Source organism: Streptomyces smyrnaeus, from assembly GCF_017676345.1.
GTDB classification, from domain to species: domain Bacteria; phylum Actinomycetota; class Actinomycetes; order Streptomycetales; family Streptomycetaceae; genus Streptomyces; species Streptomyces smyrnaeus.
In genome coordinates, this window is the sequence record NZ_JAFFZM010000003.1 from 1 (window position 1) to 22,910 (window position 22,910).

The 22,910-nt window shown below is 73.2% G+C and carries 20 protein-coding genes and 1 riboswitch; of the genes, 11 read left to right on the plus strand and 9 right to left on the minus strand.

Features of this window, described 5'->3' with window-relative positions; genetic code table 11:
* A partial coding sequence (locus JW613_RS06145; protein ID WP_209209689.1) for an FAD-dependent oxidoreductase occupies positions 1-231 on the minus strand: 231 nt, incomplete at its 3' end.
* Positions 227-340, minus strand: a riboswitch (TPP riboswitch). Its footprint overlaps the gene before it by 5 nt.
* Before the next feature lie 179 nt (positions 341-519).
* On the opposite strand from JW613_RS06145, the gene JW613_RS06150 reads away from it, so the two are divergent.
* The 5 genes from JW613_RS06150 to JW613_RS06170 all read left to right on the plus strand — a co-directional run bounded on the left by JW613_RS06150 (position 520) and on the right by JW613_RS06170 (position 5,150).
* Positions 520-1,728, plus strand: a complete 1,209-nt coding sequence (locus tag JW613_RS06150) for an NAD(P)/FAD-dependent oxidoreductase (protein WP_245225162.1) — start codon at positions 520-522, stop codon at positions 1,726-1,728.
* Between the two features lie 33 nt (positions 1,729-1,761).
* The gene (locus tag JW613_RS06155; RefSeq protein WP_099879917.1) at positions 1,762-2,136 is read left to right on the plus strand and encodes an Rv2175c family DNA-binding protein; all 375 of its coding nucleotides are present in this window, start codon (positions 1,762-1,764) and stop codon (positions 2,134-2,136) included.
* A 106-nt stretch (positions 2,137-2,242) separates the two neighbouring features.
* Entirely contained in the window at positions 2,243-2,977 is a 735-nt protein-coding gene (gene thiE, locus JW613_RS06160; protein ID WP_209209691.1) for a thiamine phosphate synthase, read from the plus strand.
* A gap of 131 nt (positions 2,978-3,108) precedes the next feature.
* Positions 3,109-4,050, plus strand: a complete 942-nt coding sequence (gene metF / locus JW613_RS06165; RefSeq protein WP_209209692.1) for a methylenetetrahydrofolate reductase [NAD(P)H] — start codon at positions 3,109-3,111, stop codon at positions 4,048-4,050.
* 47 nt (positions 4,051-4,097) lie between these two features.
* Positions 4,098-5,150 (plus strand): hypothetical protein, encoded by a 1,053-nt coding sequence (locus tag JW613_RS06170; RefSeq protein ID WP_209209693.1) that lies wholly within the window; start codon positions 4,098-4,100, stop codon positions 5,148-5,150.
* A gap of 43 nt (positions 5,151-5,193) precedes the next feature.
* On the opposite strand, the gene JW613_RS06175 is transcribed toward JW613_RS06170, so the two are convergent.
* From JW613_RS06175 to JW613_RS06190, 4 genes are all read right to left on the minus strand, one after another.
* A complete protein-coding gene (locus tag JW613_RS06175; protein WP_209209694.1) occupies positions 5,194-6,663 on the minus strand; it encodes a phytoene desaturase family protein in 1,470 nt (489 codons plus the stop codon).
* A 314-nt stretch (positions 6,664-6,977) separates the two neighbouring features.
* A complete protein-coding gene (locus JW613_RS06180) occupies positions 6,978-7,649 on the minus strand; it encodes a TetR/AcrR family transcriptional regulator (protein WP_209209695.1) in 672 nt (223 codons plus the stop codon).
* Between the two features lie 31 nt (positions 7,650-7,680).
* Positions 7,681-9,876, minus strand: coding sequence for a YhgE/Pip domain-containing protein (locus JW613_RS06185; protein ID WP_209209696.1), 2,196 nt, complete (start codon positions 9,874-9,876; stop codon positions 7,681-7,683).
* On the minus strand, positions 9,848-10,681 hold the full coding sequence (locus JW613_RS06190) for an ATP-binding cassette domain-containing protein (RefSeq protein WP_307865809.1): 834 nt from the start codon (positions 10,679-10,681) through the stop codon (positions 9,848-9,850). Before JW613_RS06190 ends, JW613_RS06185 begins: the two co-directional genes overlap by 29 nt.
* A gap of 278 nt (positions 10,682-10,959) precedes the next feature.
* Between JW613_RS06190 and JW613_RS06195 the strand changes: the two genes are divergently transcribed.
* The 3 genes from JW613_RS06195 to JW613_RS06205 all read left to right on the plus strand — a co-directional run bounded on the left by JW613_RS06195 (position 10,960) and on the right by JW613_RS06205 (position 13,114).
* Entirely contained in the window at positions 10,960-11,565 is a 606-nt protein-coding gene (locus JW613_RS06195; protein ID WP_209209698.1) for an SAV_6107 family HEPN domain-containing protein, read from the plus strand.
* Positions 11,566-11,659: 94 nt separating this feature from the next.
* On the plus strand, positions 11,660-12,436 hold the full coding sequence (locus JW613_RS06200; RefSeq protein ID WP_209209699.1) for a methyltransferase: 777 nt from the start codon (positions 11,660-11,662) through the stop codon (positions 12,434-12,436).
* 261 nt (positions 12,437-12,697) lie between these two features.
* Positions 12,698-13,114, plus strand: coding sequence for an SCO2097 family morphological protein (locus JW613_RS06205; protein WP_209209700.1), 417 nt, complete (start codon positions 12,698-12,700; stop codon positions 13,112-13,114).
* 309 nt (positions 13,115-13,423) lie between these two features.
* On the opposite strand, the gene JW613_RS06210 is transcribed toward JW613_RS06205, so the two are convergent.
* The 4 genes from JW613_RS06210 to JW613_RS06225 all read right to left on the minus strand — a co-directional run bounded on the left by JW613_RS06210 (position 13,424) and on the right by JW613_RS06225 (position 19,033).
* Positions 13,424-15,826, minus strand: a complete 2,403-nt coding sequence (locus JW613_RS06210) for a transglutaminase TgpA family protein (RefSeq protein ID WP_209209701.1) — start codon at positions 15,824-15,826, stop codon at positions 13,424-13,426.
* The gene (locus JW613_RS06215; RefSeq protein ID WP_209209702.1) at positions 15,823-17,220 is read right to left on the minus strand and encodes a DUF58 domain-containing protein; all 1,398 of its coding nucleotides are present in this window, start codon (positions 17,218-17,220) and stop codon (positions 15,823-15,825) included. The genes JW613_RS06210 and JW613_RS06215 overlap by 4 nt, the downstream gene beginning before the upstream one ends.
* Positions 17,220-18,329 carry an AAA family ATPase gene (locus tag JW613_RS06220; protein ID WP_209209703.1) on the minus strand — a complete coding sequence of 370 codons (1,110 nt, stop codon included), beginning with the start codon at positions 18,327-18,329 and terminating at the stop codon, positions 17,220-17,222. The genes JW613_RS06215 and JW613_RS06220 overlap by 1 nt, the downstream gene beginning before the upstream one ends.
* A gap of 176 nt (positions 18,330-18,505) precedes the next feature.
* A complete protein-coding gene (locus tag JW613_RS06225; protein WP_209209704.1) occupies positions 18,506-19,033 on the minus strand; it encodes a beta-class carbonic anhydrase in 528 nt (175 codons plus the stop codon).
* Positions 19,034-19,476: 443 nt separating this feature from the next.
* Here JW613_RS06225 and rsmH point away from each other — a divergent pair, with 443 nt between their 5' ends.
* From rsmH to JW613_RS06240, 3 genes are read left to right on the plus strand one after another with little or no spacing between them, the layout of a single operon-like run.
* On the plus strand, positions 19,477-20,448 hold the full coding sequence (gene rsmH, locus JW613_RS06230; RefSeq protein WP_307865810.1) for a 16S rRNA (cytosine(1402)-N(4))-methyltransferase RsmH: 972 nt from the start codon (positions 19,477-19,479) through the stop codon (positions 20,446-20,448).
* Between the two features lie 25 nt (positions 20,449-20,473).
* Positions 20,474-20,854, plus strand: coding sequence for a cell division protein FtsL (gene ftsL, locus JW613_RS06235; RefSeq protein ID WP_209209705.1), 381 nt, complete (start codon positions 20,474-20,476; stop codon positions 20,852-20,854).
* Entirely contained in the window at positions 20,851-22,902 is a 2,052-nt protein-coding gene (locus JW613_RS06240; RefSeq protein WP_307865811.1) for a peptidoglycan D,D-transpeptidase FtsI family protein, read from the plus strand. Before ftsL ends, JW613_RS06240 begins: the two co-directional genes overlap by 4 nt.
* Positions 22,903-22,910 lie beyond the last annotated feature (8 nt).

Sequence of the window (22,910 nt, forward strand, 5' to 3'; positions counted from 1 at the left end):
GGAGGCGAGGTTGAGGTCCAGCAGTGTCTCTTCGCCGTAGTGCAGTTCGGTGACGGCCGCCAGCATGCCTGCCGCGACCCGGGCGGCTCCGCCGCCGGGTTCGGGGTCGGCGACGGTGACCGTCAGGCCGCTTCCCGCGGCGCGCCAGGCGGTGGCCAGTCCGATGAGTCCGCCGCCGAGTACCAGCACATCGGGGCTGTTGTGAGGTGCTGCCGGAGTCGTGCCGCGCATGGGCGCTGCTTCTCCCTTCGCCGGAATGACCCGGATCAGGTTCGGACGGTCGGAGGCCGTCGCAGCCTCCCTCTCAGCCCGGTGCGCCCGGGCTCCCGCGTATGCCGTAACTACCGCACCCACCCTACTGCGGTGCCCGCGGGCCGGGTAAGGGCCACCGGGGGCCTCGGGTACACCCCGCCGGCGGGCCTACGACCGGTGACCGATGGCCGCGCGCGCCGACCGGCATACAGTGATCGTGTGAGTGACGGTCAGAAACAGCAGCGGGTCGTGGTCGTGGGCGCCGGGATGGCCGGTGTGCAGGCCGCCGTGCAACTGCGCGAACAGGGCTGGCCCGGTTCGGTGCGGCTGGTGGGGGCCGAGCCGCACGCGCCGTACGACAGGCCGCCGCTGTCCAAGGCGGTGCTGCTCGGCAAGGGCGAGGAGGCGCAGGCGCCGCTCTTCGACATCGACTTCGCGGGGCTGGGCATCGAACTGGAGCTGGGCAGGACGGTCACCGGGCTGCGGGCCGACGAGCGGTTGCTGGTCACCGACGCGGGTCCGGTCCACTACGACCGCCTTGTCGTGGCGACGGGTGCCGAGCCGGTCGGTCTGCCCGGCAGTGAGGGTGTGCCCGGCGTCCATCTGCTGCGCACCCTGGACGACGCCCGGCGGCTGCGGCCGGTACTGGCGGCCCGGGGCAGGATCGTCGTGGTCGGTGCGGGCTGGATCGGCGCGGAGTTCGCGACGGCGGCGCGCGAGCGGGGCTGCGAGGTCACCGTTGTGGAGGCCGCCGCGACGCCGCTGCCGGGCGCGCTTCCGCCGCAGGTCACCGAGCCGATGCGGGACTGGTACGCGGAGGCCGGGGCGACGCTGCGCACCGGGGTCGCCGTCGAGGCGGTGGAGCGCGGCGGGGTGCTGCTCGCCGACGGGACGCGGCTGGCGGCGGACGCGGTGCTGGTGGGGATCGGGGCCCGCCCCGCGACCGACTGGCTGCGCGGCTCCGGTGTGGAGCTCGGTCCGGACGGCGCCGTGGCCGCCGACGCCCGGCTGCGTGCCTCGGTCTTCGGCAGCCACGCGTCCGGCGTCTACGCGGTGGGCGACTGCGCCTCCTTCCCGTCGGCCCGCTACGGCGAGCGGCTGCTGATCCACCACTGGGACAACGCGCTCCAGGGCCCCCGTACGGTCGCCGTCAATCTGCTGGCCGAGGGGCATGCCGACGGTGAGGCCGACAGCGTCGTCTACGACCCGGTGCCCTACTTCTGGTCCGAGCAGTTCGGCCGCTTCGTGCAGTACGTCGGCCACCACGGACCGGGCGACGAGCTGGTGTGGCGCGGCTCTCCGGACGGCGCCGCCTGGACGGTGTGCTGGCTGCGCGAAGGGCGGCTGGCCGCGCTGCTGGCCGTCGGCCGTCCGCGCGATCTCGCGCAGGGCCGGAAGCTGATTCAGCAGCGTACGGCCGTGGACCGGACGCTGGTGGGCGACGCGGCCGTCGCCTTGAAGCAGGCGGCGCGGTAGTGACCGTCGGTCCCAGATGGCAGTCTGGAACCCGTGACCGAGATTGACGCAAAGACCGATGCTCTCGTCCCCGCCTGGCTCACCCTTCCCGACGTCGCCGAGAAGCTCGGCGTCGAAGTGACCCGGGTACGGCAGCTCGTGAAGGAAGGCCAGCTGATCGCCGTGCGGCGGGAGGCGGAGTCCGGGAACAAGGTGCTCCAGGTTCCGGCCGCCTTCATCGGGGAGGGCCGGATCGTGAAGGGCCTGGCGGGCACCATCACGCTCCTGAAGGACGACGGCTTCAGCGACGAAGAGATGCTGGAATGGCTGTTCACCGAGGACGAGTCCCTGCCCGGCTCGCCCGTGACGGCCCTGCGGGAGAACCGGGGCACGGAGGTCAAGCGCCGCGCCCAGGCGCTCGCCGTCTGACCCCGCCGCCCGGCTCGCGCCGGGCCCAGTGGAAGAACACCGACACCACCGGGTGCGTGGACCCGCACGGGTCCACGCACCCCTCACGGGGGGGAAGCACCGCACCATGTCCCGTACCACCGCCACGTCCGCCACCTCCGCCGCGCCTGACGAGGCTCGTCGGCGGCTCGCCGACGCACGGCTGTACCTGTGCACCGACGCCCGCAAGGAGCAGGGCGACCTTCCCGCGTTCCTGGACGCGGTGCTGGCCAACGGGGTCGACATCGTTCAGCTGCGGGACAAGGCCATGGAGGCGGCGGAGGAGCTGGCGCATCTGGAGGTGTTCGCCGACGCCTGCCGCCGGCACGGCGCGCTGCTGGCCGTCAACGACCGCGCGGACGTGGCCCACGCCGCCGGCTCCGACGTGCTCCACCTCGGCCAGGGCGATCTGCCGGTCCCCGCGGCCCGCGCCCTGCTGGGCACCCTCGACAAGGAGGTGCTGATCGGCCGCTCCACCCACTCCGCCGCCGAGGCGGACGCGGCGCTGGCCGAGCCCGGCGTCGACTACTTCTGCACCGGACCGTGCTGGCCGACCCCCACCAAGCCGGGGCGGCCCGCACCGGGGCTGGATCTCGTCCGTCACACTGCCGCCCGTACCGGTACGGATCCGGCGTCCCGGCCGTGGTTCGCCATCGGCGGTATCGACGCGGGCAATCTGGACGAGGTGCTGGAGGCCGGGGCCCGCAGGGTCGTGGTGGTCCGCGCGCTCACCCGGGCCGACGACCCGGGGGCTGCCGCGGCCTCGCTCGCGCAGCGGCTGCGGCGGGCGGCCGAGGCCGACCCGCGGCCCTTGGTGCCGTGACCGGGCGCTTCCGTAGCACGGGGCGGCCAGCTGTCCAACAGGTGGACATCAGCCATCCGGGAATCGGACAGATCATCCCGTACCGTCCCAGGGTCGAGTCACTCTGCAGGCCAGGCCGCTAGCCTGCAGCTATGGCCATCGGTATCTCAGCTCCCAGGACAGACCGTCCGCCGACTGTGCGTGATCTGCTCGCGAGCGGAGAGCAGTCCTTCTCCTTCGAGTTCTTCGCGCCGAAGACCGAGAAGGGAGAGCGGACCCTGTGGGACGCGCTTCGGCGCATCGAGGCGGTGTCCCCGACCTTCGTGTCCGTCACCTACGGTGCGGGCGGCTCCTCGCGTGAGGGCACGGTCCGCAACACCGAGCGCATCGCCAACGAGACCACGCTGACCCCGGTCGCTCATCTGACCGCGGTCGGCCACTCGCGGGCCGAGCTGCGCAACGTCATCGGGCAGTACGCCGACGCGGGCATCCGCAACGTGCTCGCGCTGCGCGGCGACCCGCCCGGAGATCCGCTGGGGGAGTGGGTCAAGCACCCCCAGGGCATCAACTACGCCTCCGAACTCGTCGAGCTGATCAAGGAGTCCGGCGACTTCTGCGTCGGCGTGGCGGCCTTCCCCGAGATGCACCCGCGCTCCACCGACTGGGAGAGCGACGTCCGGCACTTCGTGAACAAGTGCAGGGCGGGGGCCGACTACGCGATCACCCAGATGTTCTTCCGGGCCGAGGACTATCTGCGCCTGCGGGACAAGGTCGCGGCGGCCGGCTGCCACACGCCCATCATCCCGGAGATCATGCCTGTCACGAACGTGAAACAGATCGAACGGTTCGCGCAGCTGAGCAACGCCACCCTGCCGCCCGAGATGATCGAGCGGCTGCAGGCGGTCCAGGACGATCCGGCGGCGGTACGCTCGGTCGGAATCGAGTACGCCACAGACTTGTGTGCGAGGCTGATGGCCGAAGGCGTCCCGGGGCTGCACTTCATCACGCTCAACCACTCCACGGCGACGCTGGAGATCCACCAGAATCTCGGCCTTCGGGAGAGGGCTACTCTGGGCCTTCGCAAGGGGGCTTGAGCCACGGATCCGCCCATGGGGCGGCGGGAGCGGGAAGAGGGGCGTAGATGGGCTGGACGGTCCTCTATATCGCGTTCGGCGTGGTCGCGCTGTGGCTGCTGGGCGAGGTCCTGCTCCAGTACAAGGCCCGGCTGCGTTGGCGGGCGCTGGCCTTCACCGGCTTCCTGGGCGTGGTGGTGGGCACCGTGCTGCCGTCGATCCTGGTGATCGGTGTCGGCATCGCGGCCTTCGCCGTCGGCCAGACCTTCGTCACGCTCTCGGTCCGCAGCGGGTTCACCGCCGGGTGGTCGCTCGGCGGTGGCCCCGGCTCCAGCCGGCGCCGCCGGTCGGGCGCGGCGGCGCCCGGCCCGGACACCGCCTCCCTGGAGGTCTCCGACCTGCGCGCCCACAGCCCCGGTGCCGTTCCGGCCCCCGGTGCCGCGCCTGTCCCCGACCCGGTCGACGACTACGGCCCGCAGGGCTACGGCCAGCCCGAGCCCGCCGCCGGGTACGGCACACAGACCGACAACGGTGCCGACTACGGGTACGGCGGCTACCAGGCAGCGGACGGCTACGGCGGTTACGGCAGCCACGAGAGCTACGGCGGCCACGGCGGTCACGGCTATGACAGCTACGAGGAAGAGGCCTCGGTCTTCGGCCGCCCGCCGGCCCCGGCACCGGACCAGACGCAGGTGTACGCCTACGGGGCCGGGCAGGGCGAGCAGTACGCCGGCCAGTACGCCGGATACGCCGACCCCCCGGCGGCCGGTGACCCCTCCGAGTACCGGAACCAGCCCGCCTACCAGGAGTACGCGGACCCGTACGGCGGCTACGGCGGCTACGGCGACGAGCACGCCTATCAGGCGCCGCAGCAGCCGGCCCAGCAGTCCTACTACCCCGAGGTCCCCGAGACGCCGCCCGGCGGGGTCTGGGTTCCCCAGCAGCGGGACGCGGGCGCGCCGCTGCCTCCGGCGGAGCCGCCCCCGTCCCCGTACGGCTACGGGAACGAGTACGGCGACTACTACGGCAACGACGCTGCCGACCAGCCGTCCCAGCCCCAGCCCTACCCGCAGCAGGCGCCGCAGTACCCGCCGGACTACTACGGCAGCGGCCAGTACTGAGGCCGCAGGTACGCCGAAAGGCGCGGGGCCCGGCCGGTGCGGGTCACACCGAGCCGCGCCACTCGGGGTCCTGTACGAGCCCCGCCACCATCGCGCCGCTCATGCCGGCCCCGGGCAGGCCGCCCCCTGGGTGGGACCAGCCGCCCGCCAGGTAGAGGCCCGGCAGTCCGGTCGGGTTGGCGGGGTGCAGGAAGGCACCGTCGGCCCCGGGCAGCGCGGGCGGCGGCACCCGGCCACCGGCAGCACCTGTCTCCGCCTCGTTGTCGGCGGGGGTACGCACTTCGCGCCACAGCAGCCGCTCGCTCAACCCCAGCCCCGCCGCATCCGTCGCCGCCAGCAGCTGCTCGGCGAGCTGTTCGGCCGCGGCGGCATCGGCGGCCGAACCCGGCGGTACCGGCAGCGAGAGCACCGCCGTCTCGTGCGCGTCGTCCGGCCGCAGCGCCGGGTCGTCGGGCCGCAGTACGGTCAGCGGCTGCCCGGGCGCCTCCGCGCGGTGCACCAGCGTGCGGTGGGCCGTGCCCTCGGGCCGGGCACCCCGCAGCGCGAGCAGCACGGTGATCCTGGCCGCGCCCCGGTCTGTCGCGCCCCGGTCCGCCGTGCCCCGGCCGCCCGGTGCGGCCGGACCGCCGCCCGCGACCACCACGTCCGCGTCCACCACCGAGCCGTCGGCCAGCTCCAGTCCGGCCGCCCTGCCGTCCTTCTCCCGTACCCCCCGCACCGCGCTGTCGAAGTGGAAGGCCACCCGCCGCTCCCGGCACCGTTCGTACAGCGCGTCGGCGAGCACACGCATACCGCCGCGTACGTACCAGGTGCCGAAGGTGTCCTCGACATAGGCGAGGACGGCGGCGCTCGCGGGAGCCGACCGCGGATCCACACCGCAGGCCCACGCGTAGCTGCCCAGCATCTCCGCCAGCCGCGGATCTCGCAGCTCCTCCCGGGCGATCTCGGCCAGCGTCGGCCCGGGGCCGGACCCTGCGCGAAGAGCCCGGGCGAGGCGCTGCAGGCCCTTCTTCCGGGATGCCGGATAGGTGCCGTCCCGGCTGAGCACGCCCAGGGAGGAGGGCTCGTCCCGCAGCGGTTCCTCCAGCAGCGGGCGGCGCGTCGCCTCCCATGCCTCGCGGGCCCGGGTCAGCATCCCGGCCCAGCGCTCGCCCGCACCGCCGCCCAGCGCCTCGTCCAGCGCGGCGATCACCTTGCCCCGGGAGGCGTTCGGCAGCGGGACGGCGCTGCCGTCGGCGAACAGATGGCGGGCCGTGACCGGCACCTGGACCAGCTCCACCCGGTCCTCCAGCCGCTCGCGGCCCGTCTTGACGAACAGATCGCGGTAGACGGCCGGCAGCCGCAGCAGCCCCGGCCCGGTGTCGAAGGCGAAACCGTCCCGCGCGTACTGCCGCACAGCGCCCCCGTAGGTGCCGGTCCGCTCGTGGACCGAGACCTCGTGCCCCGCGACGGCCAGCCGCGCGGCCGCCGCCATCCCGCCCATCCCGGCCCCGACCACGACAACTCGCACCATGCGCCCGACCTTATCGGCCCCCGGCTGCCCTCCCCGCACCTGCTTCCCCCCGCCACCGCGCCGTACCCGGCACGGGCCGGTGCGGCGCCGTACGCGGCAGTAGGTACGGGTACTCAGACGGGATCTTGAGTATCCGCACGGATGGGCCCCCGTCCGTGCGGGCGGCAGAGTGAGGGCACACGGGAGGGCACGGTGCCGCACCGCTGACACGGGGCCGCGGAACGGCGCTCGGCGTTCTCCCGGAAGCCACCCCCCGCACAAAAGGGGCCGCCCCGCGCACGGCGGGGCCGCCCGCCCCGGGGCCGGTCCCGCGTCTAGCGGGGCCGGCTTCCGCCGACCCGGCCCTGCAGCAGCAGGGACAGCGCCCCGTGCACATCCTCGATGGAGCGCTCCGGCTGGAACGCCTTCCAGTCGAGGGCGGCGACCAGCACCATCCCCACCAGCGCGGCGGCGGTGAGCTGGATGTCGATGTCCTCGCTCAGTTCGCCCTCGGCGACCCCGGCGCGCAGAACACCCTCCACCACGGCCACCGCTTCCTTGCGCACCATCAGCAGGGTGTCGTTCCATGCGCGTCCTGTGCGCCAGAGTTCGGCGACGTACAGCTGGGTGAAGGCGGGGTAGCGGTCGATGAACTGCAGTCCCGCGCGGACCATCGCGTCCAGCGCGTCCACCCTGCTGCCGCCCCGCCCGTCCGTCTCCTCGGCGGCCTGCCGGAGATCGGCTGTCAGCAGCTCCACGCCGTGCCGCAGCAGCTCTTCGAACAGCTCGGTCTTGCTGGCGAAGTTGTAGTAGACCGTGCCCTTGGCGACTCCGGCGCGCTCTGCGATCTCCTCGACGGTCGTGGAGGAGAACCCCTGTTCGGCGATGAGCGTGACCGCCGCATGGAAGAGCTTGTCCCTGGTGGCGCTGCGGCCGCGCGGAGCGGCGGCTGTGGAAGCCGAAGAAGAAGCCGAAGAAGCGGAAGCGGTGGTGCGGGCACTCGTCATACGGCCATTCTCCTCTCGGGGAGGCCCGGCCTCACAGCGAGATCTCCGGGCGCAGCCGATCCAGCGTCCACACCTGCTTGCGGCGCGCGGTGACGGCCGTGAGCGCCAGGGCACCCACCGTGAAGGCCAGCAGTACCAGGCACGCCCGCCACACCGGCCACAGCTCTCCGCCCGTGATCAGATGCCGCAGCCCTTCCACCACATAGCTCATGGGCAGGAACGGGTGGATCGCGTTGAAGAAGCCGGGGCTGGTCTGGATCGGGTACGTGCCGCCGGCCGAGGTCAGCTGCAGCATCAGCATGGCCAGGACGAGGATCCGCCCCGCGGGTCCGAAGCGTGCGTTCAGGAACTGGACGACGGCCGTGAAGCACGCCGTCACCAGCGTCAGGAAGCCCACCGTCGCCAGGCCGCGTGCCATCTGCAGGCCGAGACCCCAGTGCAGCACGCTCATCAGCGCCGCCACCTGGGCCACGCCGATCGCGGCCACCGGCAGCCAGCCCGCCAGCGCGATCCGCCAGGCCGGAGCGCCCGCCGCCAGCGCCCGCCTGTTGAGCGGCTGGAGCAGCATGTAGGCGATCATCGCGCCGACCCAGAGGGAGAGCGGGATGAAGTACGGCGCGAATCCGGTGCCGTAGTTGGGGGCCGTGTGGGCCTTGTGCGCGGCCAGGTCGACCGGGTCGGCCATCACTCCGGTGCGGTCGTGGCGCTCCTTCTTGCCGTAGTCCGGGATCTGTTCGGCCCCGTTGTGCAGTCCGCCGGCCAGTTTCCCGGAGCCGTCGGCCAGTTTGAACAGACCGCCGTCGAGCGAGGCGGCACCGGTCGCGAGCCTGCCGAGCCCGGAGTGCAGCTTACCGGCGCCTGCGGAGACCTTGTGCGCGCCCTTGTTGAGCTTGTTGATCTGCCGTACGGCGCTGTCCACGTCCTCCTGGAGGTGCGGGGCGCGCTGGGCGACGTCGTTCGCCGCCCGGTTGAGGTCGTCGAGGTGGCGGCCGAGTTCGTCGAGCTTCTGCTCGTTGTGGACATAGCCGTTGACCTTCGCGGCGACCCGCGCCGACCGCTTCGCCGCGTCGACGGCCTTCTTCAGCTCCGGGCACGAATCGGCCGCCGCGGGCCGCTCGGCGGGGTGGGCCTTGTCGGGGGAGGGCCGCGCGGGCGTGGGTGTCGTGCTCGGAGCCGGCTGCTGCGCGCCGCTGCTGTCCCCGTCACCGCCGCTTCGGCTGCCGCCGTCCCCGGGAGGGCTTGCGTCCGCGCCCGGACCGCCCGGTACGTCCGTACCGGGGCTGCCCTTGGGAGCGTCCTTGCCGGGGGCGCCCTTGCCGCAGCGGGCCTCGTACAGCTTCGAGAGCGCGTCGGCGGCCTGGCGGGTGTCGGTCTGCGCGCGCTGTGCGTCACCCGGCAGCTTTTCGAGGTTCTTCTTGAGCGTCCTGCTCCCTCGGGCCACCTCGCGGGCCGCCTTGCCGATGTCGCCGCTGTGCGCCTTGAGGAACGGCCGCACCCTGTCGGAGGCGCCGTTCACCTTGTCGGCCAGCTTCTGGGTCCCCGCGGCGACCTGACCGGCGCCGCTCTTGAGGCTGCCGGAGCCCTCCTCGGCGTCGCCGAGCCCGGTCTTGAGCCTGCTCGCGCCCTTCTTCGCCTTGCCGATGCCCGCGCCGAGCTCGTCGGCGCCCTCGGCGGCCTTCGCCGTCTTGTCGTGCAGTGTGGAGAAGGAGACGTAGATCTTGTCGAAGAAGCCGCGCGACACCTTGCTGGAGGCGCTGGCGCGCAGCTCGGAGAAGACCGTGCGGGAGATCTGCCCGACGATGTAGTTGTTCGCGTCGTTGGTGCGCACCTTGAGCGCACCCGTCTCGGGGGAGTCGCCGGAGCTGGAGGAGACCCTTTTGCTGAAGTCCGCCGGCACGGTCAAGGACAGGTAGTACCGCCCGTCCTCGACCCCCTCGCGGGCTTCCGCCGCGCTGGTCTCGTGCCAGTCGAAGGAGTCGCTGTCGTGCAGGCCCTTGACGATGTCGTCCCCCGCCTCGACCCGTTCGCCCTTGACGGTGGTGCCCTGGTCCTCGTTCACCAGCGCCACCGGCACCTTGTCCAGGCGCTCGTAGGGGTCCCAGAACGACCACAGGTACAGCGCGCCGTACAGCAGCGGAAGCAGCAGCATCGCGGCCATCGCCGCGCGCGGCAGCCGCCCCCTGCCGAACCGCTTCAGCTCAAGCGCGGCTAGCCTCGGCGAGCGCATCGTCCGCCCCCTCCTTCTCCGCGTCGTCGTCCGCGTCGCCGCTCTCCCCGGCGGCTCCCGTCCCAGCTCCCGTGCCCTCGTCCCCGGCAGGCTCGTCCGGGCCGTGCGCCCTGCCGGTACGCACCACCACGGCGCCGTGGTCCGGGGGCTCGCTGCACACCGCGAGCACGGTGGTGCCCTGCTCGGCCACCGTGCGCAGCAGTGGCCAGGCCCTCTCGCGTTCGCTCTCCGGCAGCTTCAGGTCCAGGTCGTCGACGGCCAGCAGCAGCGGCTCGGCCAGCAGCGCCAGTGCCACCGACAGCCGCAGCTCCTCCAGCCGCCCCAGGTCCCGTACGGCCGTGCGCCCGCCCCTGGGCAGCGCGTCCAGATCGAGGCCGGCGGTGCCGAGTGCCGCCTCCAGCCGCGCACGGCTGGCCGCGGCCCGCTCCTTGCGGGGGCGCAGCCAGGCACGCAGGGGGCTGTCGAACCGGCGCTGGAGCAGTACGCGTTCGCGCAGCTGCTCGGTGACGGTCAGTGCCGGGTCCAGGTCGTTGACGCCGGGGACCGGGCCCAGCGCGCTGATCCGGCGTACGGCCGCGAGCCGCTTGGGCAGCGGGTGCCCGGCCACCTCGGCGCGCCCGCGGCTCGCCTTCATCCGGCCGGTCAGCGCCAGCAGCAGGCAGGTGCGCCCGGATCCCGAAGGGCCGGTCACCGCGATCAGTGAGCCCGCCCCGGCGGTGAAGCCCACCTTGTCGAAGACGGGTCCGCGCGGCCCGTCGAGCCCGAAGTCCTCCGCCTCGACGGCGGCTCCCCGCACCTGGGTCACGGCCCCTCCCGCTCTGTGTCGCATCCCGTCCTGGCGCGCCGTGCCCGGTCCCCGGTGCCGGGCACGGCGCTTTTTGAACTGACTGGTCAGTTCAAAGTATGCAGCAGGCGACCGCCCGTACGCCAACCGGCCCCGCCCCGCTGCCCAGCACCCCGGCACTTCGCTGCCGTCCACGGTCTTTGCGCAGGTCAGCGCCGATTGTCAGTGGCATGCGACACGATGTGCCCATACGACCGGTTCTCGAACCGGTATCAGCCGACGGGAGGTTGATTCACGTGATGCGACCTTCTCCGGGAGCGCGCCCCGCGCCCTGGCAGCCGACAGCGCCGCCCACCAGCCACCCCGACCCCGACCGCGACCCCCACGACATCCACCCGGTGCTCCGCCGGGCCACGGCCCCGCCCGCCGCGCTCGACCTGCTCGCCCAGGCCCAGCACGGCCTCGACGAGGCGGCGGCCATGCAGACCGCCAACGAGCGGTACGCCACCGCCCACCTCGCCGCGCTGCGCACCGCCGCCGCCGTCCTCGCCGTCCGCGGCAGGTCCGGGCCGGAGCCGGACCGCAGGAGGGGCGGGGCCCCGCGCCGGGCGCGGCGACCCGCCATCCGCAGCGCCTGGGAGGTGTTGCCCGAGGTCGCGCCCGAACTCGCCGAGTGGGCCGAGCTGTTCGCCTCCGGCGCCGGGCGCCGTGCCCGCGCCGAAGCGGGCATAGCCGGTGCCGCCGGCTGGCGGGAGGCCGACGAGCTGCTGCACTACGCCGGGATGTTCCTCCGCCTCGTCGAGCGGATGCTCATCACCCAGCCGGCGCTGCCCCGGCCCCGCACGGTCACCGGTGAGGAGGGAGAGGCCCGCCCGTCCTCACCCTGGGACCGGCGGGCGGGGTGAGACGCCGTGCGCACGAGAGGCCCACCAGGCGGATCGGCGGGCGTCCGAGGCAATAGGGTGGGACACGCCCGTCCCTGAGCCGAGGAGCAGCCGCATGTCCCGCCCCAGCGCAACCCTCCGGACCGCAGTGGTCTGGGACGTCCTCAGGGGAGCCCTCGATCAGCGCGCCAAACTGGCGGACCGCGCCGAGCTGGAGGTCCTCGACACCGGCGGCGGCACCGGCAACTTCGCGGTGCCCGTCGCCCGCCTCGGCCACCGTGTCACCGTCGTCGACCCCAGCCCCGATGCTCTCTTCGCGCTGGAGCGCCGCGCCGCCGAGGCAGGCGTGGCCGACCGGGTGCGCGGCGTTCAGGGCGATGTGCGCGGCCTCTTCGACGTGGCCGAGCGCGGCGCCCACGACGCGGTGCTCTGCCACGGCGTCCTGGAGTACGTCGACGACCCCGCCGAGGGCCTCGGCAACGCCGTCGCGGCGCTGCGTGAGGAGGGCGGCACGCTCAGTGTGCTCGCCTCGGGGCTGGGTGGAGCGGTGCTGGCGCGGGCGCTGGCCGGGCACTTCACGGAGGCCCGGCACGCCCTCACCTCGCCCGGCGGGCGCTGGGGCGAGAGCGACCCCATGCCCCGCCGGTTCACCCCCGAACAGCTCACCGCGCTGGTGACCAGCACCGGCCTGGAGGTGATCTCCGTGCACGGCGTACGGGTCTTCGCCGATCTGGTGCCCGGAGCGCTCGTGGACACCGAGCCGGACGCGCTGGAGGCCCTTGCCCGGCTGGAGGCGGCCGCCGCCGAGTTGCCCGACTTCCAGTCGGTGGCCAGTCAGCTGCATGTGCTCGCCGAGGTGCCGCCCCGGGCGGCGCGGGGCGCCGTCCGCTGAGGTCGTCCGCACCGCCCGGCCAGGGCATGGACTTGTGCCCGCCCGATCAACCCCTACTCGCCGTATGATCGAGGCACACCGTCCGGCATGGCGGAAAGGTGGTGCGGGAATGAACGGAACACGCCGTGGGCACCCCGTCCGTTATATCGGGTGTGGTGGGAGGAATTGGCGTAGAGGGGCGGGTTTCACGGGGGCGATTCCCTGCCTATCCTGAAAGAGTCGCATCCGGTCGCCCCCGCGACCGACGAGTAGGAGGACTCCGTGCCGCTCTCTGAGCACGAGCAGCGGATGCTCGAGCAGATGGAGCGAGCGCTGTACGCCGAAGATCCCAAGTTCGCGACAGCGCTCGAGGGAAGTGAGCTGCGCCGGTACACCCGCAAGCGGGTCTACCAAGCGGTTGCGGGCTTTCTGGTGGGTATCGCGCTCCTCATGGCCGGAATGGTCGCTCAGCAGATCTGGATCAGTGTCGTCGGATTCCTGGTGATGCTGGGCTGCGCGGTCCTCGCGGTGACAGGATGGCGGAAGGCCCCCAAACAGGGCGAAGGGCAGGCCCAGGGCCAGTCCTCGCAGGGGGCCGGGCCCGAATCCGGTCGCCGGCAGCAGCCACGGAGCCGCAAGTCGATGATGACCCGCATCGAGGAGCGCTGGCAGCGCCGCCGCGACGAGGGTCACCACTGACGCCGCCGGTGCCGCACCCGGCTCCCGGCGTTCCTCTCCTGTGCTGCGGTCTCTTTCCGCCGCAGCACCGGTCGGTTACGGCGTAGCAGCTGCCCGCTGCCGAACTCACCAGTAGGGGCCGAACCCACCGGTAGGGGCGGGTTCGGCACCCCGTCGGCACCGGTGGGCACCCGTCGGCACCGGTGGGTCCGCCGCGCCTTCCCTACCGGGCTCCTCCCGATCTCTCTCCTCCCGGCTCCCCGCTGCGTCCGGTCCCTTTCCGCTGTGCCCGGCCCCGCTCCGCTCCGGGCGGGCGGGCCCCGCCACGGGCTACTTGGCCAGGCGGGGGCGGGTCAGCGCCCGGGTCCAGCGCGTACGCAGGGCGGTTGCCCGGCGGGTCGCCGCCCACAGCAGCCGCACCGAGGACGGTGGCAGCAGCAGCGCCCGCAGGCGCACGCCGCGGGGGGCCGCCGCACGCAGGCCGGCGTGGATGCGGCGGACCTCGTCGGCGATCGCCGGGGTCGCCCGGGGTACGGGGGCGTACAGGACCTGCTCCACCGCGAGGGCGACCCGTTGCACCGCTTCCGCCTCCGCAGGCTGCAACTGCCCGATCCGGGCCAGCCGGGCCGCGGCGGTCCGCGGAGTCGCGGATTCCTCGGGGAGGATCCCGAAGTCCCATCCGGTGTCGATGAGCTCCTGCCAGGCGGCCAGCACTGCTTCGGGGCCGTCCGGGGCCGCGTCGGGGCCCCGGCTCCGCAGGCGCCTGGCGCGTTTTCTCCGCCGCAGGAGAAGTGGCGAGGCCAGCAACGCCAGCACCGTCAGCCCGGCCGCGCCGAACCCGGCGAGGGCGCCCACGGGCGGGCCCGCGTCGGACTTGTCCGAGCCGGGCGGCGGGAGCGCGAGCCCGCACTCGGGGTCGGCCTGCTTCTGCTGCGCGGTGCACCGCTCCGACGGCGAGGGACTGGTCGAGGGCTGGTCGTTCTGACTGCGGTCGGGCAGCTGCTCGTCCGGGTCCAGGTCGGAGTCGGGGGCGTCGGGCTGCGCGTAGGGCGGGGTGGTGCCCCGCGTGGGGGTGGGCTCGAACCGGGTCCAGCCGACGCCTTCGAAGTACAGCTCGGGCCAGGCGTGCGCGTCCTGGAAGCCGACCTCCATCTTGCCGTCGCCGCGCGCCGTGCCGGGGGTGAAGCCGACCGCGACCCGGGCCGGGATGCCGAGGGTGCGTGCCATCGAGGCCATGGCGAAGGAGAAGTGGACGCAGAAGCCCTCCTTCTGCTTCAGGAAGTCGGCGATGGCGTTGACACCGGTCCCGGCGGCGACCTCGGTGTCGTAGGAGAAGCCGCCCTTGCTGGCGAACCAGTCCTGGAGCAGCACCGCGCGGTCGTAGTCGTCCTTCGCTCCGCTGGTGACCCTGCGCGCCGTGTCGGGGACGACGTCGGGCAGCGAGCCGGGGACGGCGGTGTACTCGCGTTCCAGGTCGGGCGGCGGTGCGGGGGCGTTGCGCAGCTGCTCGGCGGTGGGCTGGACGCGCAGGCTCTCGACGCTGTAGCTGAGGCCGCGGGTGGTCTGCTGGTCGTAGCCGACGAGGGTGCGGCCCTCGGGCTCGAAGCGCCACTTGCCGCTGACGCGCACCCGGTCGGCCGGGTACGGCATGGGCAGCCAGTCCTGCGCGTAGGCGTCGCTGGCCTGGATGGTGCTGCGGACGGTGCTGGTGCGAACGCCCGGAGCCAGCCCGCGCGGGGCGGGCAGCGGGTCGGGGATCTCGCCGATGCGCCGTTCGGAGGGCTTCCACTGGGCGCCGTCGAACTTGTCCAGCGCGACGATCCGCAGATAGAGCTCCTGGTCCTCCTCGCCGTCCGTGGAGTAGACCAGCGCGGTGCGGTTCTGCGGCTGGTTGAGGCTGTTCTTGAGGGCGACGACCGGGTTGACCGCGGAGACCGTGCCGCCCCCCTTGTTGCCGCCGCCCCCGCCGCCGGTGCCCAGGTCGTCGAGCAGCCCACCGCTCAGGGACGGCAGCGCGATCGGCACCACCAGCGAGATGCCCAGCGCCAGCACTCCGATCCGCCGTCCGGTGCGCACCGGCGCCAGGGCGGGGCCGCCGACGCTGCCCGGCTGGTGCGCGGCCGTCCCCGGCCGCGTCCGGTCGGCGAAGACCCGGCCCCACTGCGACAGCCGCTCGCGTCCCTCGGCCAGCAGGAGCAGCAGATAGCCGCCCGCGGCGCACAGGAACCACAGCCAGCGGGCGCCGCCCTGGGAGAGCCCGGCGGCCACCGAGTAGAGGGCGAGCAGGGGCAGCCCGGCGGGGGCCGCGCTCCGGTAGGTCACGGCCACCAGGTCCACCAGCAGGCCGATGGCCAGTACGCCGCCGACGAGCATCAGCCGGATGCCGTCGGTGAGCGGCGCGGGTATCGCGTACCGGCTCACGTCCTGGACGCCCTGTTCGAACAGGGTGCCGGCGTACCGGAAGGCCTCGGGGCCCGGCAGGAACCCGGCCAGTGCGTACTCCCGTGCGAAGACGGCGGTGAGCAGCAGCAGGGAGACGACCACCTGCGTCAGCACGGTCACGGGGCGGGCCAGGGGTATCCGGCGGGTGGCCGCGCCCACTCCCGTCTGCACGGCTGTCAGCAGCGCGGCCTGCAGCAGCCATGTCGCCGGGTCCACCAGTGGCAGGAGTGCGCAGGCCGCGGCCAGGGTGGCCAGCGCGGCGCAGAAAGCGAGCCGTCCCCGTCCGCTCATCGTCCCAGCCCCTTCGCGCTCGCGTTGTCGGCTTCCTGCCACAGTGCGGCCAGCGGTGTCCCGGGCCCGCCGGACAGCGCTGTCCACCCGGCCTCGCGCAGCGCGCGCAGCGGGGCCGGTTCGCTCCCGGGTGCGGGCGCCGCTGCGGCGCCCCCCGCATGCTGCCCGGTGGGGCCCGCGCCGGCGAGAAAGGCGACGGCCCGGCTGGAGCGCTGCCGTATCCGGCCGACGGTGAGGGCCTGCTCCTCGTCCAGCTCCCCGAGGAACGCGATCAGCAGGCCTTCGTTCCCCGTTCCGCCGCGCAGCGCGTCGTAGGCGCCGGACAGCCCCTTCTCGTTCGAGTGTTCGACGACGGCGAGGGTGTCCAGCAGCAGTCCGGCCGTGTCCGAGGTGTCCGAGAGGAAGCCCCCGCTCTCCGGTCCCGGTGCGGCGGCTCCGGTGTCGGTCAGCAGCCGAACGGAGTAGCCCCGCTCCAGCAGATGCATACAGACGGACGCGGCCGCGGCGACCGCCCACTCGAAGGGGGAGTCGGGGCCCGAGCCCGGGTAGGCCGCGCGGCGGGTGTCCAGCAGTACGGTGCAGCGGGCCTGCTGGGGCTGCTCCTCGCGGCGCACCATCAGCTCGCCGTAGCGCGCCGTCGACCGCCAGTGCACCCGGCGCAGGTCGTCGCCGTGCCGGTAGCCGCGCGGGATCACATCGTCGTCACCGGCCAGCGCCAGCGCGCGCTGCCGCCCCTCGCCGTAGCCAGTGGTCTCGCCCGTCAGCCGGGCGGGCGGCAGGGCTTCGACGGGCGGGACGACGGTGAGGGTGTCGTAGGTGCTGAAGGAGCGCGTCAGCTCGCACATCCCGAACGGGTCCGTCAGCCGCAGCTGGAGGGGGCCCATCGGATAGCGTCCGCGCAGGTCGGAGCGGACCCGGTAGGAGACCTCGCGGCGCCCGCCCGGCTCCACCCGGTCCAGGACGAACCGGGGGCGGGGACCGAGCACGTAGGGCACCCGGTCCTGGAGCATCAGCAATCCGGTGGGCAGCCGCGAGATGTTCTCGATCCGCAACTTGACGCGGGCCTCCGCGCGGGCCGGCACCCGGGAGGGCGACAGCTTGCGGTAGCCGGCGACCCGGTAGCGGGTGCGGTGCAGCACCAGGACGCACACCAGCGGCAGGATCGCCAGCAGGACGCCCACCCGCAGCAGTTCCTCCTGGCCCAGCACATAGGCGCACAGCGCCGCGGCGGCCCCTGCCGCCATGAACGAGCGGCCGCGTGTGGTGAGCCCGCCGAACGCCCGGCGCAGCGAGCCGCGGCTCTCGTCCGGGGAGCGCCCACCGGTCGGCCCCGTACCGCCACCAGGCCCCCTGTCGGGCGCCGGCGGTGCGCCGGGGGCCGGTCCGTAGGCCATCAGTAGCCCCGGGCCTGCCCGCTCTGCGGCCGGTCCAGCGGCGGACGCGGGCCGGGGGGCTGCGGCTGACCGTAGGGACCCGGCACCCCGGAGCCGCCGGGCGCCGCTGCGGGCATCGGTCCGCCGGGCGCCGAGGGGCCGGGGCCGACCGCCGGGACGGGCACCCGCTGCAGGATCTCGGACACCATCTGCTCGGCCGTACGCCGGTTCAACTGCGCCTGCGCGGTGGGCAGCAGACGGTGTGCCAGCACCGGGACCGCCAGCGACTGCACGTCGTCGGGCAGCGCGAACTCGCGCCCCGCCAGTGCCGCCGCCGCCTTGGAGGCGCGCAGCAGATGCAGCGTGGCGCGGGGTGAGGCCCCCAGCCGCAGATCCGGGTGCGTCCGGGTGGCGGCCACCAGCTCGACCGCGTACCGCCGCACCGCGTCCGAGACGTGCACGCCCCGCACGGTCTCGATCAACTTGGCGATGTCGTGTGCGTGGGCCACCGGCTGCAGATCGTCGAGCGGGGAGGCGCCGCCGTGCACATCGAGCATCTCCAGCTCGGCGGCCGGGCTCGGGTAGCCGATGGAGACGCGCACCATGAACCGGTCGCGCTGCGCCTCGGGCAGCGGGTAGGTGCCCTCCATCTCCACCGGGTTCTGGGTGGCGACGACCATGAACGGGTCGGGCAGCTGATAGGTCTGCCCGTCGATGGTGACCTGGCGCTCCTCCATGGACTCCAGCAGAGCGGACTGCGTCTTGGGGGAGGCCCGGTTGATCTCGTCGCCGATCACGATCTGGGCGAAGACGGCGCCGGGCTTGAACTCGAAGTCCTTGCGCTGCTGGTCGTAGACGCTGACCCCGGTGATGTCGGAGGGCAGCAGATCGGGGGTGAACTGGATGCGGCGTACCGAGCAGTCGACGGTCTTGGCCAGTGCCTTGGCGAGCATCGTCTTGCCGACGCCGGGCACGTCCTCGATCAGCAGATGCCCCTCGGCCAGCAGCACTGTCAGCGAGAGCCGGACGACTTCGGGTTTCCCCTCGATCACCGACTCGACACAGCGGCGCACCTCCCCCGCTGTGGCGCTCAGATCGCTCAGGTTCGCCCGCTCGTCATAGGTCGTCACCGGCCCTCCTCGGCCCCATCCCCGTTTGCCCGTTCGTACGTGCCCGCCGCGTACGCCCCCGCGTCCGCTCCACCGGGCCCTGCAGTATGCGCTGTTGCGTATTCTTCACGGCGACAGGGCCTCGCGTCACTCTTCCGGGTGTTCCCGGTCGGTCCCCACCCGTGACGTCGGGCTGGTCAGGCCGGGGCGATCTCGCGCAGCAGGCCCGTCGTCACATCGAACACGAAGCCGCGGACGTCGTCCCGGTGGGGCAGGAACGGCGAGGTCCGTACGCGCTCGATCGACTGGCGCACGTCCTGGTCCAGGTCGTTGAAGGACTCGACGGCCCAGGACGGCCGCTGGCCCACTTCCAGTTCCAGTTCGTGCCGGAAATCCTCGGTGAGGTCGAGCAGTCCGCAACCGGTGTGGTGGATGAGCACCACGGAGCGGGTCCCCAGGGCGCGCTGGCTGATGGTGAGGGAACGGATGACGTCGTCGGTGACGACACCCCCCGCGTTGCGGATGGTGTGGCAGTCGCCCAGTTCCAGGCCGAGTGCGGCGTGCAGATCCAGGCGGGCGTCCATGCAGGCGACCACGGCGACCTTGCGGACCGGGCGGGCGTCCATCCCGGGGTCGGCGAAGTCGTGCGCGTAGTCCCGGTTCGCCGCGACGAGCTCGTCGACCACGGACTGTGCGGACTGGGGCCGAGGTGCTGATATCGACATGTGTACGACGTTAGACGCTTCCGAAGCGGACGGGCTGCTCGGGGAGTGGTGAAAACGGGCGACTCGCGGCGGTGTGAGGCAACCCACAGTGCTCACCCGGTCTCACCGTCCGCTCTTCTTCGTCGGCGCGCACCGCGGTGGGCGGGGCCGCGGTGTCCGGGCCGGTGCCGGACGCTGTCCGCACGCGCCTGCTCCCTTAGGTGGACGCGCCTGGTCCCGTAGTTGACCGCGGGGACGAGTGGACTAAAGTGACGCGAAGTGGGAGGCGACAAATTCTCCCCAAGGACCCCCGAATCCCCTCGCGTGCGCGGGCGCGCACGTGCGGCTCGGCCTCCTCCCGCTCCCGGCCTCCGGCGCCCGTTCGGCGCGGGTGGCCGCTCCCCTTCGAGCGGGCGGGGACCAAGGAGCATGTGCACGGTGCCCGCCAGATCTGAGAGGGCACAGTGACCACCAACGAGCGGCCCATCGGCGAACTGCACAATCCGGTCATGCTCGGGCGCACCCTGGAGCTGCTCGCCCCCGCCCTGGCTCAGCCCGGCGCGACCGTCGTCGACTGCACCCTCGGCCTCGGCGGCCACAGCGAGGCGCTGTTGGCGACCTTCCCCTCGGCCCGGCTGATCGGGCTGGACCGAGACACCGCCGCCCTCGAACTCGCGGGGGAGCGGCTGGCCCCCTACGCCGACCGGGCCACCTTGGTGCACGCCGTCTACGACGAGTTGCCGCAGGTACTCGCCCGGCTCGGCGTCCCCCGGGTCCAGGGCGTCCTGTTCGATCTGGGCGTCTCCTCGCTGCAGCTGGACGAGGCCGACCGGGGCTTCGCCTATGCGCAGGACGCGCCGCTGGACATGCGCATGGACCAGACGAGGGGGCTCAGCGCCGCCGAGGTGCTCAACACCTACGCGCCCGGCGATCTGGTGCGCATCCTGCGCGCCTACGGCGAGGAGAAGCAGGCCCGCCGCATCGTCGAGGCCGTCGTCAAGGAGCGGGCGAAGGAACCGTTCACCCGCAGCGGCCGGCTGGTCGAGGTGATCCGCGACGCCCTGCCGCAGGCCGCCAAGCGCACCGGCGGCAACCCGGCCAAGCGGACCTTCCAGGCGCTGCGGATCGAGGTGAACGGGGAGCTGGCGGTGCTGGAGCGGGCGCTGCCCGCCGCGCTCGACGGGCTCGCGGTCGGCGGCCGGATGGTCGTGCTCGCGTACCACTCGCTGGAGGACCGACTGGTCAAACAGCTGTTCGCCACCGGCTCCCGCAACACGGCCCCGCCCGGGCTGCCGATAGTGCCCGAGCAGTACCAGCCCCGGCTGCGGCTGCTGACCCGCGGCGCCGAACTGCCCACCGACGAGGAGGTCGCCGAGAACCGCCGCGCCGCACCGGCCAGACTGCGCGCCGTCCAGCGCATCAGGGAATCGACATGACCGCCCGCCGCGTCAGGGAGGGGACATGACCGCACAGCAGCGCATCGCGCGGCTGGCCAGACTGCTGCCGGCCGGGAGGTCCCCGGCGGCACGCGCCCCGTTCGTCCTGCTGGTCGTCCTGCTGCTGGGCAGCGGGCTGCTGGCTCTGCTGCTGCTGAACGCCTCCCTCAACAAGGGCTCCTTCCAGCTGAGCAAGCTGGAGAAGGAGACCGAGGAGCTGACGGACCAGCAGCAGGCGCTCCAGCAGGAGGTGGACGGCTACTCGGCCCCGGGACAGCTCGCCGAGCGCGCCCGCGAGCAGGGCCTGGTCCCCGGCGGCAACCCCGTCTTCCTCGGCCCGGACGGCACCGTACGCGGCAAGCCGGACAGCGCGCCCACCGACGGTGCCGGGCAGGTGGACCCGTGACCGAGCGCTCCGGTGAGTCGGGCCGCGGCGCCCGTGGGACCTCCGGTCCGGCACCCGGCAAGGGGTCCGGCGCCGGGCGGAGCAAAGGGGGCGACCCGCGCCGCGTGCCCCGCCCCGGGCGACCGGCCTCCTCCCGTACGGCCAGCGGCGCCCAGCCGGCGGGGGCGCGGCGCGGCGGTGGCTCCCGTCCTCCGAAGGGCGGCGGATCCGGGCAGTTGCGGCTGGTGAACCCGCGGCCCCGGCTGCGGCTGATCGCCGTCGGGCTGACACTGGTCATGCTGGCGTTCACCGTGCGGCTGCTCCAGGTGCAGGCCGTCGACGCGAGCGCGTACGCGGACAAGGCCGCCGTCAACCGCTACATCACCGTCCCGCTCGCGGCCGAGCGCGGCGCCATCACCGACCGGGACGGCTCCGCGCTGGCGAGCACGGTGGACGCCCACGACATCACGGCCGACCCGTATCTGTTCACCCCCGAGCAGGCGAAGATCCAGGACGCCCCCGAGCGGGCCGCTGAACTGCTGGCGCCGCTGCTGGACAAGGAGCCAGGCCAGCTGGCCAAGAAGCTCTCCCGGTCGGGCACCCGCTATGTCCTGCTCGCCCGCCAGCAGACCCCGCAGACCTGGCGGAAGATCAAGAAGCTCAAGGAGCGGCTCGCCGAGGAGGAGGCCGCCGCGCCCAAGGGCGAGAAGCCCAATGTGCTCGCCGGGATCTACCAGGAGAAGCACGCCAAACGCGTCTACCCCAACAAGGAGCTGGCCGCCCCGGTGCTCGGCTTCGTCAACTCGGCCGGCAAGGGCGGCGCCGGGCTGGAGGCGATGCTGAACGACAAGCTCGCGGGCGAGGACGGCAAGATCACCTACGCCCAGTCGGGCGGCCGTCAGGTCCCCACCGCGGGCGTCCGCGAACAGGCGGCCGAGCCGGGCTCCGACGTGGAGCTCACGCTGGACCGCGACATCCAGTGGTCCGCCCAGCAGGCCATCTCCGACCAGGTGGCCAAGTCGCACGCCGACAGCGGCTACGTCATCGTCCAGGACACCAGGACCGGCCAGCTGCTCGGAATGGCCAGCGCGCCCGGTTTCGACCCCAACGACATCCGCGGCGCGAAGGTGGACTCCTTCGGCAACCCCGCACTCCAGGACGTCTACGAGCCCGGCTCCACCAGCAAGGTCATGTCGATGGCCGCGGTCCTGGAGGAGGGCAAGGCCACCCCCACCACGGCGGTCACCGTGCCCAACCGGCTCAAGCGCGCCGACCGGTCCTTCGCCGACGACATCGACCACCCCACCTGGCATCTGACCCTCAACGGCGTTCTGGCCAAGTCCAGCAACATCGGCACCATCCTGGCCACCGAGCAGCTGGGCAGGACGCAGAAGCAGGCCAACAAGGTCCTCCACAGCTATCTGCGCAAGTTCGGCATCGGCCGGCCCACCGGGCTGGGCTTCCCCGGCGAGACCGAGGGGCTGCTGGCCCCGCCGGAGAAGTGGAGCGCCTCCCAGCAGTACACGATCCCCTTCGGCCAGGGCCTGTCCCTCAACGCCGTCCAGGCCGCCTCCATCTACTCCACCATCGCCAACGGCGGTGTGCGGATCGAACCCACGGTCGTACGCGGCACCACGGGCCCCGACGGGCGCTACGAACCGGCCGAGCCGCCCGCCGAGCGCCGGGTGGTGAGCGAGAAGACCGCCAAGACCCTCTCCCGGATGCTGGAGTCCGTGGTGTCCGACATGGAGGGCACCGGAACCACGGCCAAGATCCCCGGCTACCGCGTCGCGGGGAAGACCGGTACGGCCAACCGGGTGGACCCGAAGACGGGGCGCTACCACGGCTACACCGCCTCCTTCGCCGGATTCGCCCCCGCCGACAAGCCCCGGATCACCGTCTACTGCGCTGTCCAGAACCCCAAGAAGGGCAGCTACTTCGGCAGCGACGTGTGCGGCCCCGTCTACAAGAAGGTCATGAAGTTCTCCCTGAAGAGCCTGCAGATCCCCCCGACCGGGGCCGAGCCCGCCCGGTTCCCCGTGCTCGCGGGGAAGGACCGGAACGACTGAGCCATGCA